The organism is Paenibacillus sp. J2R1T-4 (genome assembly GCF_059692235.1).
In genome coordinates this window covers 200,456-213,533 of record NZ_JCAUBA010000007.1, presented here as the reverse complement: position 1 = coordinate 213,533, position 13,078 = coordinate 200,456, and the positions used below count along the sequence as shown (strand labels likewise).

Below are 13,078 nucleotides of genomic sequence, written 5' to 3'. Positions count from 1 at the left end.
AGAACACGTCAATGTATAGGGGGTGGTCCTGAATCCGATCTATGCCATGTAGCTCATGACAATTCCAGCCGTCTCTTCAATGGCTTTATCCGTCACATTAATAACGGGACAACCCAGACGTTTCATCAATTCATGAGCGTACTCCAGCTCTTCCATAATGCGCTGCAATGTAGCGTACTTCGCTCCATACGGCAAGCCGACAGCCTTCAGCCGTTCCGTACGGATTTTGAGCAGCTGCTCGGCATCCATGGTCAGCCCAATAATTCTTCGCTCCGGAAGAATGAACAGCTCCTTCGGCACCTTGACTTCCGGCACCAGCGGGAAGTTACCGACCTTGATTCCTTTATGAGCGAGGAAAATACTAAGAGGAGTCTTAGATGTACGGGATACGCCTAATAATACGAGTTGGGATTGAAGGAGTGCATTTGTATCACGTCCATCGTCACATTTGACGGCAAATTCAATTGCTTCAACACGGCGAAAATAATCGTCATCCATCTCATGCTGTAAGCCTGGCTTGCGTTTAGGAGAATCATTGAACGTGTCAATGAATGCTTGCATAACGGGTCCCATTATATCAACAGCACGAACATTAAGACGTATCGATTCTTCGCGAATCATTTCCCGGAGCTCGGGCTGTACCAGTGTATAGGCAACGAACCCTCCATAAGCAGCTGCTTCTTCCATAAGATTGCGAATTTCATCCTCATAGCGTATATGCGAGAAGCGCTTAATCTTCACTTGATGCGCATCGAATTGACGCATCGTGGCTCGGACAACGGTCTCCGCCGTTTCCCCGACGGCATCCGAGCAAATATAAATGATATGCGGGTCTTGTGTCACATGTTCCTCCTTAGGCATTTGCTTCCCCCTGTTAGATCGATCCTGGATCCGTCGCCATCCCGACCAATAATCGGGTCATTGTCGTTTTGGTAATACGTCCGACAACTTCATGACGAGACGTATTCGTACTCTCGTCTTGATGATTGGTAATAACAGGCAAGCTATCCACCTGGTGATGAATCATTTTCCGACCTGCTTCCACAACGGAATCTTCGGGCGATACGGTAATGATATTCGGCTGGCGTGTCATGACAAGACTTATAGGCATCGTTGCAGCATTTGCATTGCCGAGCGTCACTTTAAGCAGGTCTTTGCGGGATACCATTCCCCTTAATGATCCATCCGCATCCGTAACCATTAGAGTACCGACATTCTCCATAAACAAAGATACAACGGCATCGTGAACGGTTGCGGTTTCCAATATAACGACTGGGATTGACTGCACATCCTTGACCTTCAATCCTAGTAATTTCCGTGAGCCCTGATAGTCTGATGCAGCAGCGCTGCCTAGAAAATATCCAACCTTGGGCTTGGCATCCAGATAGTCCAGCATGACAAGTAACGCCAGATCAGAACGAATGGTCGGTCGGCTCAAGTTCAATTGCTCGGCAATTTGCTCGCCTGTTATCGGTGCATGCTGTTTCACAAGCCGAATGATCTCCAACTGTCTTACGGATAACTCGATGACGGTTCCCCTCCTTCTTCAACATTTGAGGAGCAAATGTACTTCATAGTGAAGCTCCCTCAGCTTACATCTGCGCAGCAGATGCAATTCCATTCCTGTCTCATTATTCTATGTTATCGTTAAATGAGCAGAAATACCAGACAGACCCGCAAAATTCGCCGATCTGTCTGAATGAATCCAGCTGAGGAGACCTCAATTAACCTACCGCTTCTTGCAAAGCCTCTGCTTTATTGTTCACAATCGCCCTCTGCTCATTAGCCTGATCCGCTTGATCAGCCGTAAGCTTTGCCTGAGCGGCAGCAATTCTAGCGAGCGGGATACGGAACGGAGAGCAGCTTACATAATCCAACCCAGCCTGGTGACAGAACGCGATCGATTGAGGGTCGCCCCCATGCTCTCCGCATACACCCGTCTTCAGGGTCGGACTAACTGCGCGTCCCTTCTCAACCGCCCAATTAATTAATTGACCCACACCATCAGGATCTAACACTTGAAACGGATTTTGCTCTATTACCTTGCGATCCAAATAGGCTGTTAAAAACTTCCCTTCTGCGTCATCCCGGCTATAACCGTAAGTCATTTGGGTCAGGTCATTCGTTCCGAAAGAGAAGAAATCTGCATATTGAGCAATTTGTCCGGCCGTAAGCGCTGCACGAGGCACCTCAATCATTGTCCCTACTTTATAAGCACACGCCTGCATATCCTCCTGCAAAATACGCTGAGCCGTGTTGTCGACCATTTCTCTTAACAGCTTGAGCTCATTCACATGTCCAACAAGAGGGATCATAATTTCCGGAATTACATGCAACCCTTCAACCAACCCGTCTTTGATGGCAAGAAACACAGCCTCGACCTGCATCTCATAAATTTCAGGATACAAAATACCTAATCTGCACCCGCGCTGACCCAACATCGGATTTACTTCGTGGAGCGATTTCACCTTGCGAATCAGTCTCTCTAATTCCTGACGGGAATCTGCAACTTCTCCTGGTTCGACTGCAACTGGCGGTGTATGGAGCTTACCCGTTCCCTCCTGGTGTAATTGATTCAATCTATGCTTCAATTCATCCAAATTAGGCAAAAACTCATGCAATGGAGGATCCAGCAATCTTATGGAGACTGGCAGCCCATCCATAGCGCGGAACAGTCCCGCAAAGTCCTCACGCTGCATCGGGAGAAGTTGGTTCAAAGCAGTCATACGTCCTTCTAATGTTTCTGCGAGAATCATCGACTGTACAATCGGAAGACGCTCAGGTAACAGAAACATATGCTCGGTCCGGCACAGCCCGATTCCTTCGGCGCCGAACTCTCTCGCCTTTTGCGCATCCTCAGGATTATCGGCATTCGCTAGCACCTTTAATGTCCGAATCTCATCGGCCCAAGCAAGCAATTGACGAAGCTCTGCCGTCATCTCAGCTTCGCGCAGAGGAACAGTGCCCAGAATGACACGACCTGTGGAGCCGTCTATCGTGATCGATTCACCCTCGCGGACGACCGAGTCCCCTACAGACAAAGTACCGTTCTCGGTATCGATGCGTAATATCTCACAGCCGCACACGCATGGCTTGCCCATACCGCGAGCAACAACCGCAGCATGGCTCGTCATCCCGCCGCGGCTTGTAAGCACGCCCTCAGCGGCCAACACGCCGTGGATGTCCTCGGGCGTCGTCTCAGCGCGCACTAAGACAACGCGTTTGCCAGACTGCGACCACTGCTCTGCAGTGTCGGCGTCGAATACAACGAGCCCTGAGGCGGCGCCAGGCGAAGCGGGGAGGCCGACAGCCAGCACATTCAACTCGGCATCCGAATGAATGGTCGGATGGAGCAGTTGGTCGAGGTGGTTGGCATCTACCCGCTTCACGGCTTCAGCCGGGCTCAAGACGCCTTCCCCAACAAGGTCGACACCAATCTTCATAGCCGCTTGTGCAGAGCGCTTACCGCCCCGAGTCTGCAGAATGTACAGCTTGCCTAGCTCAACAGTGAACTCGATGTCTTGCATATCCTTATAATGCATCTCAAGACGTTCCGCCGTCTCTGTGAGCTGTTGGAATACCTCGGGCATCACCGCTGCCAGCTCTGCAATTGCCCTCGGGGTACGTGAACCTGCTACGACATCTTCTCCCTGGGCATTCGTCAGAAACTCCCCGTATAGAACCTTCTCGCCGGTTGAAGGATCGCGCGTGAATACAACACCTGTTCCGCAATCCTCGCCTCTATTCCCGAACACCATCGCTTGAATATTAACGGCTGTTCCCTGAATGTCAGGGATCTGATGCACTTTCCGATACACTTTAGCGCGAGGATTATCCCAGGAACGGAATACGGATTCTACGGCTAACGTTAATTGGTCCTGAACTTTTTGTGGAAAGTCAATTCTAGCTTGCCTTTTAATCAATGTTTTGTATTGATCAATCAAGAGCTTCCAGCTGTCCGCAGGAATCTCGCTATCTCGCTCTATACTCAACGAGCGCTTCAGATCATGGAGCAGACGTTCGAATTGAATCCCCTCTATACCAAACACGACATTACCGAACATCTGCACTAGCCTGCGGTAACAATCATATGCGAACCTAGGGTTATTCGTAAGATTAGCCAAGCCTTCTACAGTCCGATCATTAAGGCCTACATTAAGAATAGTATCCATCATGCCAGGCATGGAATTGACTGATCCCGAGCGAACGGATACTAGCAGAGGGTTGACTGCATCTCCGAATCCTTTGTTCTGTGCGGCTTCGACGTTACTTAGAGCACCGTACACTTGCTCCATTAACCCCTTGGGAAGTCGGGAGTCTTGGTCAAAATAAGAGCGGCACGCTTCCGTCGTAATCGTAAACCCTGGGGGAACAGGTAAGCCCACCCGTGTCATCTCCGCCAGATTTGCGCCCTTACCGCCTAGCAATTGCTTCTCTCCCGCATGACCCTCTTCGAATCGTTTCACCCATTCCAATTCCATCCAGCTCATCCTCTCTACGTATCTTTACAATGTTGATTTAAGTTCTTATATAATACATACCATATAATTTTTTAGTGCGCAATATATAGACCTAATTTTCTCTATTAAGTATGTATTATATGATAAAGATGTTCACTATTCACGAAAAAAATGGCCTTCCTGGAGCAATAAGCTCATGGAACAGCCATTTCATCAACTATTAATACGATTAATCCATTTTATCCTGTATTTCGGTTCGCGGAACTGTAATGTGAATTGTTCGTCATTATTATAGTTCCCTGTAAATCGGGTTGTTCTGACACGATAGCGATTCCTTCATATAATCATCCAGGAGGGTGAATTCGTATTCAGACAATATATCCTGTATCGTTACTTCGTCTGTTTCACTCGACAATAGCACAGAGCCGAGATAACTTGGGTCGGTTACTTTGACCTTCGAACCATATTTCTTGCGCATCGCCTTCAATTTCGCTTGGTGCCGATCCAGATGAATGACTGCGCAATCCAGATTGACAGTCGCACTTGCGTACGCATAGTAACTCGAGGTCTGAGCGATTGTATGACCAACAGGAGACAGGATCGCACTCGGCAATCCACCGGCAATCGCTCCGACAAAATGAGCCCGGCAGGAGTAAGCCCAGTACTGCTGCATTAGCCCCCCGTGGAACATAGACGGAAATACGATAAGATCGGGCTTGGCGCGAACATATTGCATACGCAATTGATCGAAATTCAAATCGAAGCAAATCGCAAAGCCAACTCGACCGAAATCACATTCGATAACCGGAGCTTCTTTTCCGCATCTTACGCCGTCGTCCACGATCTCGGAGATAACGGCGTGATTTTTGTTATACGTTCCAAGAACGTCACCGCTGCGTCCCAGAAGCTGAACGGAATTGAGCCATGTGCCGTCAGCTGCTTCCCGCATAGAAGGATAAGCAATATGACAGTTGTTGTCGGACGCGATGCCTGCCAAGTAATGCAAGATGGTGTCACCGCGTTCCCGATAAAACTGTTTGCGTTGTTCCGACGAATAGTTGGCAGGCATGTCACAGCACTCAGGCAGTACGATCAAGTCAGGTTGATCAGGCAGCACCTGACTGATGACGTTAGACAAATGCTGCTTCATGTCGTCAATCGCCTGCGGCCATAACCCGCTCTTTCCCTCTCTGATCGTCCCGTAATTAGCGCCCAGTGTGCTTATCCTCACTTTGTTTGCCATTGTCCGCCCCACCTTCTACTCCATGAATTGTATGCGATACGTCTGAATTTCCCATGGCTTTAACTGCATTTCGAATCCGTCCTTCTCATGCTCAAGAGCTTCGCTGCCTACCTCATTCATATTCACCTTGATCACATTTTTTACCGTATGGCTGGATGAGAAACGCGCTGTCGAGCTATCGGAAGATACGTTATAGCAGCGGATGATGATCTCGTTCTCGCTGCCATCCTCGGGTCGTTTCAATGCACTTAAGCAAATGTTCGATTCAGATAATTGAAAATGGCTGGTCGGAGCCGCAATCTTGTACTCTTCCCCTATAGAATTACACCATGTGCGAACTCCTGCTTGAAGCGTTTCCTGCAAACGGACCAGATCCGCATAAGAAGTATGGGGATCAAGCGGGGCAATGGCGTACTTATAATTCAGCTCGCCAATCAATTGACCGCCTTCTTCCCCATTCGATTCCACCGTTCTTCTGAAGGAACGAAGCAAGGTCACATGGATACTCCCATACTCATCATCTGTAGCAGCGCATTCATGCAGGCCGTAAGCCGAGACGAACGCTATACCATTCCCATCTTCTCCTCGCTTTCCTACAATTCCGCCCATTTGCTTCTCGACAACCGCACATTCCTTCCAGTCTTGTGTGCTCGTATCAACACCTGTCTTGCGTTCCACGAATGCATAAGGCTGGTTCACGAAATAGGTGTCGGACTGACAGCCAGTCGGCAAGGATACGCGCAGCCTGTGATCACGGGCGGTGTTCATCACCATCGTTTCAACATCCACATAGGTTGCACCTTGGGATAAGCCGATCTTGGAGCGGATCGTAAGAACAGTAGGATCAGACGAACGAACGAAACCGTACGGAAGTTGCTCCATTCGGCTGGGAACCGTAATCGTATGAGTAATCTGGAATACAGTACGCACCGGTCCATTCTCTATTCGTTCAATAAGGCAAGGGGCGCCATAGCTGGAGATAAGTCTATCTTCTACAGGGTTGGCGTGATTATACCCGTCCCCGATTTCCCCGTCATCGAGATAGCTTAACAAATGCTCATAGCGGCTCCCGTTGGCCTTGTTGTAAATACTAATCGTCCCGTCGTGACCCACGGTCAGCTTCAAATGCTCATTCTCCACTTCACGCTCATGGCGTGACATCACCTCCAAATAGCGGCATGTACCTACAAAAGGCACCACATCATATTCGGCATAACCCATTGCTGGCAAGTCCGCTTCGAACGTTACAGTATGGCGATTATACTCCCCGACCTTCCGATTGAAGGAACGATGTTTCCAGTTTTTGCGCATGCTGACCAGCCCGTAAGGTACTTCTTCCCCAAGATGATTATGCAGCTTGAAGCTGTTCTTTACCTCGTAGCCATAATGGACTTCATTGGTGAACGGATATCTTGTATACAGGTCAATATCTACTGTAACTACTGTACGCCTGGCAAATGGAAGCGGATTCCAAATACTTACAACATTGCGCCAACTGCCCTCTACCGCAACAAACTTGCTCGCTTCTCTATCCATCACATCACGGATGAGCTGGTCGGATATGCCTGCCGATTGATCGAAGCGGTAGCTCATATCCTTATGCACCTGATCAATTGAGCATCCGCAGATCGAATCATGCGGATGATTCTGGAGCAAATATTTCCAAGCCAAGTCCACATAAGTTTTTTGAATCGAGTGTCCTTTGAGGGCGGCGAGTGCAGTTAATGGCTCGACCCATTTCTCCAGCAGCGTCTGACAATTGTCATTCGACTGCTTGAGGGGATAATAGCTCGATAAAATGTTGGGCAGCAGACGATTGAAGCCTTTCTTCTTCGTCGGTTCGTTCAATTCGCCCGTCCTGACGATCATTTGCCCCCGATATTGTTCCAACTGAACGCCCATTTGCTCGATATTGACATGCTTGAATTCTGCTTCCGGATATAACCGTTCCAGCATGGCTAGCACTTCGTTAGTATCCTTGCGAATATGCCCGTGGTCGCAGCTATCCATTAACAGATGAACGGAAAAAGGACTCCTGTTCAGCTCGAAATTAATTCGCTCCTTCAGAAACGTATCCTTCTCTTCCCCTGACAACTTCTTGCTATCCGCATCGTTAAGAGCTACCAGGAATGCCCCATACAATCCTTCATCCTGCAGCTTGAACGTAATGCACTCGCTCCCGTCAGGAGATCGCCATAAGAAATGGGCAGGCACAGTATGGTCGTTGACTCCTCTTCCGATTGCAGCGTGCGAGATGCCGAAGCCGTTGAAAATCTGCGGCATTTGTGCAATATGACCGAATATATCGCACAAGTACCCGTAATTCCAAGCTTCTGTGCCCCACTCACTGCTTATATGAATGCCTTTGATCAAATTGCGAATCAAGCTTTCTCCTGACAACAAATATTCATCTGGCATCACATACCAAGGGCCGATTATGAGTCGTCTGTCCTGGATTAGCTTTTGCAGCCGCGCACGTTTCCCTGGCTCGATCTCCAGGAAATCTTCCAGCACAATCGTTTGACCGTCCAGATGGAACACCGCGAAATCGGGCTGCGATTCAAGCACCTCAATCAAATCATTCATCATCGGTACTAATCGGTAGCGGAATCCTTGGAATGATTGATACCATTCTCTGTCCCAGTGCGTACCGGAATAATAATATATAGTCTTCGACTTCACTGTTAATAACCTCCCGTTATTCAACGATTACGGCCAGAGGGCATGCTGCCACGCCCCCCAGCCGCTCTGTTGCGATTGCCTTACCAGACAATGTTCAGTTGATCCCTGTTCAGTCTTACTTCATCAATCTTACCGCTGAAATTGAATCCCCAGCCGTTCGCATCCTTGCCTATATTTAGCGGGAGTGTGCTTTTGTTCATTTGATAGCTGCTGAAACCAGTAGGCATCGTATAGTCCCAATAATGAGTTTTATCCAGATACAGCCGCATTACTCTGAAGGTGGAGGTATAATACATCGCGATATGATACCAGCGATTCGGTACGATTGCGATATCAGAATATACGGTCCTCCATGCGCCATTGACATGTACAGTGGCATAAGGCTTACCGTCTGAGCCGACACCGAGACCGTAGGCATCACCCTTCTGGATGATATACTTGTTCCCGGTATTCACACCATCCCACATGAAATACGCCTGCATAGTGATAACAGTGTCCAGATCCAGGCTAGTGCTGTCATTGACCGATACATAACCTGTTGTACTGCCCACCTTAACAGCTTGCGTATTAGGCGAAGTCTGCCACGAAGCATCTCCTTGCAGCGTGCCATTGTTGCCGAACCATGAGCTGTCTGACGCCGTGGTACCAGTTCCTTCATCCAGCTTCAGGTTGAGCACCTGATTGGTGACCAGCTTACCAGCATTAAAGATATTCAGCTCATCTAGAAGCCCTTTGAAATTCAGTCCCCAGCCGGATGAGTCGCGACCAACCGACAGCTGACCGGAACTGCTGTTGATGTAACCCGTTGTAAGTCCAGTGACGATTACACTCTTGCGTGAACTGCCGTCCACCGACAATGACAGCTCACCAGTGGTTGCACTCAATCGGCGATAAGTCATCGTCATATGATGCCACTCGTTGGCCGTGATGGCTGAAGCGCCGCCCACCGTCCTCCAACTGCCATCGATATATACAGTTATGAACGGCTTGTTATCGGATTGGATGCCAAGTCCGTAGGCACTCCCTTTTTGAACAATATACTTGTCGCCCGTCCCTGTACCGTCCCAATTGAACATAACATCAATGGACAGTTGGTCGGTAATATCCAGACTATTGTTATCATTCACGTACACATAACCTGTGCCGCTGTTGACCTTGACCGCATTCCCCACCCTTGAACTGCCCCAGCTTGCATCGCCCTGCAGCGTGCCGTCATTTGCTGAAGAAGAAGCATCATCCGAAATCGTTCCCGAGGGCTCATCGAGATGCTGCAGGAGCACCGTATCTGCATCTGTTGTATACGCAGCGTTCAAGTTGAAGCTGGTGCGAACCACTTTGGACACTCTCGCTTCATCGACGAAACCACTGAAGTTGGTGCCCCATCCATGTGCATCACGGCCGATATTCAGGCTGCCTGTGCTCGTGTTAATCGATCCGGTCACATTGGCAGCGCTGGCTTTCAACACACCATCCACATACAGCTTCAGTCCGTTCGTAGAGGAATACGTCATGGCGATATGATGCCACTCATTGGCGGCAATGGCGTCTGGTGAGGAGATCGTGCTCCATGATCCCCCTACATATACAGTCGCAAACGGCTTATTCGTAGAGAGAAGACCGAAGCCGTAAGCTGTTCCTTTATGAAGCACATACTTGTTGCCTGCTCCTGACCCATCCCAGTTCACCCATGCTTCTGCCGTCATCGCAGTGGTTAGATCCAGACTGTTGCTGTCACTCACCTGCACATAGCCGGTACCCGTACTGACTCTCGCCGCTCCTCCGAACTTCGATGTCACGAACGAGGCATTCCCCTGCAGGGTGCCGGTATTGCTGTAGATCGAACTGTCAGCAGCACTCGTACCGCTAATTTCATCAAAATGCAGTGTAGCCTTCGTACTCGACGAAGCTGGATTCGACGTATGCGGAACTAATGTCAGCTTCAGAACATTAACATAATAACTGGTGGCAGACGGATTTTTGTCCACAACATCAAAGCGTACCGTATGTGTCTGGGTGGATAATTGCTTATGACCGAGATAGACACTTGTGACGCCTGATCCGTAGCCGTCAATCACTTCTCCTTGTGCTTGACCGTCGATAGACATTTGATAAATCCCCGCATAAGTGCCTTTCAATACATCCAGGTAGATGTCGAAGTCAGCACTGCTTCTTGTTTGCGGCAAATCAATTTCAAAGAAATCGTTCGTTCCTGTTGCGAAATATATCACCGCACCATTAGCGGATGGCGGGGAATCGACTGGCGAGCTCCCCTTGCCTGACGATGCTGCTGGCGACATCAGCGCGTCAAAATGATAAATATAGGAGTTACCTGTTGATGTACCCCAAGCGGAGTCGCTGTAAGCTGTCGCTGAAGGCGCTGTGCTGACAACAATACCTACACTGGTCTCATTTGCAAAAGGGAAGGCAATTTTGGCAGGGATTTGAAAGAAGTTCGATGCTCTTACTTTCGTCCAATCCCCAACAAGAACCTTGGCACTGCCACCCAGCATTTCTTGGTTCGCACCGCTTGAATTCCATAACACCAATTTCGAATTAGGTACACGCAGCTCACTGGAATTGAAGGAGCTCGCTGCCGTTAATGTGTAGGAGATTCTTGCGAACTCTCCCGTATTCAGAGTGAAGGGCAGATTGACTCCACTCTCCAGCTGCGCTGGAGTCACTGTGTAGACAGAATCATAGGTGTTGTTAATGGTCCAGTCACTTTGTGAAACATTCGGAGGCACAAGCTTGGAAATACGCAGCTGCAGTGTGCCTGGTACATTAAACTGTTCAGGAAGCGTATCATGGAAACGCAGGCCTGACGCATTTTGCGTTGTGGATTGGGCATAAATGACGAAATCTACATTTTCATTCGCGGCCAATGTCCCCTCGAATGTTTTGTAAGAGCGGACTCTGTTGACGGAATGGTAGTATTCATAATTGCCGAAGTACCATCGGATGGCCGGCATAAATTCAGTTACCAGATCGCTTACGTCCATACCTGCTTTGGCCAAATACGGTATCGTCTGCACAACACTCATAATGGTGGGCAGATCGTAAGTCACCCATTCGTAATTACCACTATATTCCGCACCATAGTAGTACCATCTTCCGTCCGTAGCGAACTCTCGAGCCATGTACCACAGTAAGCCTCGCGCATATTCCAGCAGCTCCTCCTTGTAGCCCGATCCCGTATCATAATAAGCTACCATTGCACTAGCCAGCGCTACAAAGCCTTGAGCATTGTCAACCGCATCATCGATCGGATTGACCGAGGCTCCGCTCGGATTGTACTCCGTCATGTAATAAACGTCCCCGTTCCACGTCCCTTTATGGAAGCCGTAGCGTGGAATCTGGTTGAAGACAAACTTACGGGCAGCGTCCAAATAATCGGAATCACCGGAATATTCATAACCCCGGATCAGCGAAGCAGCCAGTTCAGCAACAGCATGATGATCGGTTTCATGCGCATCCCATGTATACCCGGACGCGTCTGTCCAGGGCACATCGTGATTGAAATCGAAGCCTCCGTAATATTTCTTCGTCTGAACAAATTCCGCCGGGTAATACGTTTGAGTGAAGTTGTTGTTCCCATTCACATCCCATTGGGAATTTACTGTAGCATCAAGCAGCTCCAGCATGCGTTCATACAACGGCTCAGTCTTCGAAGGAAATTCGGTCAAAGCGTAAGCCGGGAAATATTCTCCATACAGATTATCTGACAGCTTTCTCACATAATAGTCGCCACTTGTCGTCCATTTTTTGACGAATGGCTGAAACGCTATATCTCCCGCCTTCACCAGCTTGCCGCTATCTGGTGCGAGCTGTCCGATCGTCGTGCTCACAGTCTCAATAGCAGCATCCCGATTAAGAATTATCGGTCCAATCTTCGGTGCCGTAAATACCCGAGTATCCATTCCAAAAAAATACTGCTGAATAAGTTCATTGCTCCATACCGAGCTAGGGGGTGTATTCAATGTTGCTGGTGAAATCAGGTCCCAGAAATCTTTGGCCGGATCAGAGATGAAGTAGGCGTCTGATGTTCCGTCCGGATCGAACGGCTCGTTAATGTCCACAATATTCGTGACCGTGATCGGATCTCCAGCTGCATCCAGAAGCACCTGCTCCATCCGAACTTCATCGAACCAGACTGTTCCCGTTCCACCTGATACTCCAAGCTCCAGGCTCGCCTGAACGGCCAGATTAGGCGCTTGCGGAAGACCGACCTTATTGTCGGTAATCGCCACGTTATACAAGCCCCATGCTGCCTGGGACTTAGGCAGATTAATCGTACGACTTGACAACAATGCTGAGGAGCTGTCATACCAATATATTTTCAAATAGGGTGTTCCGGACATGCTTAACGTCTTGTAATAGACGGAAAACTCATAGAACTTGGCGGCATTGACGCTGATCGAGCTTTGCGTAACATTGGCCGTGTCCGATCCGCCAGGAGCCGACAGCTTCAGCGATTTCGTTCCTGCATAGGGAGAAGCCGGATCGATTAAATAAGTGCCGGACGTTCCCCCGTTCGAAAAGCTCCAGCTGGTCAGACTGCTCTCGAATCCCGGATTTTGAATAATATTAGCTGCATACGTATCTCTGATGAGCAGCAGTGCTGCAAGCAAATAGACAAGAATAAATAACACAAATCCTCTTTTTGTACTATTTACCATATAAACGCTCCTTTGGG

6 protein-coding genes are annotated in these 13,078 nt (G+C 48.9%); all 6 read right to left on the bottom strand.

Annotation, left to right across the window (positions count from 1 at the left end):
* Window positions 1-39 precede the first annotated feature (39 nt).
* Entirely contained in the window at window positions 40-861 is an 822-nt protein-coding gene (locus tag AC58QD_RS14405) for a pyruvate, water dikinase regulatory protein (protein WP_497334326.1), read from the bottom strand.
* A gap of 13 nt (window positions 862-874) precedes the next feature.
* Entirely contained in the window at window positions 875-1,507 is a 633-nt protein-coding gene (locus AC58QD_RS14400; RefSeq protein ID WP_497334324.1) for a helix-turn-helix transcriptional regulator, read from the bottom strand.
* Window positions 1,508-1,724: 217 nt separating this feature from the next.
* A complete protein-coding gene (gene ppdK, locus AC58QD_RS14395) occupies window positions 1,725-4,481 on the bottom strand; it encodes a pyruvate, phosphate dikinase (protein WP_497334322.1) in 2,757 nt (918 codons plus the stop codon).
* A 268-nt stretch (window positions 4,482-4,749) separates the two neighbouring features.
* The gene (locus AC58QD_RS14390; protein WP_497334320.1) at window positions 4,750-5,703 is read right to left on the bottom strand and encodes a carbon-nitrogen hydrolase family protein; all 954 of its coding nucleotides are present in this window, start codon (window positions 5,701-5,703) and stop codon (window positions 4,750-4,752) included.
* Between the two features lie 15 nt (window positions 5,704-5,718).
* Complete coding sequence (locus AC58QD_RS14385; protein ID WP_497334318.1) at window positions 5,719-8,385, bottom strand: glycoside hydrolase family 38 N-terminal domain-containing protein; 2,667 nt, start codon at window positions 8,383-8,385, stop codon at window positions 5,719-5,721.
* Between the two features lie 80 nt (window positions 8,386-8,465).
* A complete protein-coding gene (locus AC58QD_RS14380; protein ID WP_497334316.1) occupies window positions 8,466-13,061 on the bottom strand; it encodes a LamG-like jellyroll fold domain-containing protein in 4,596 nt (1,531 codons plus the stop codon).
* Window positions 13,062-13,078: the final 17 nt, after the last annotated feature.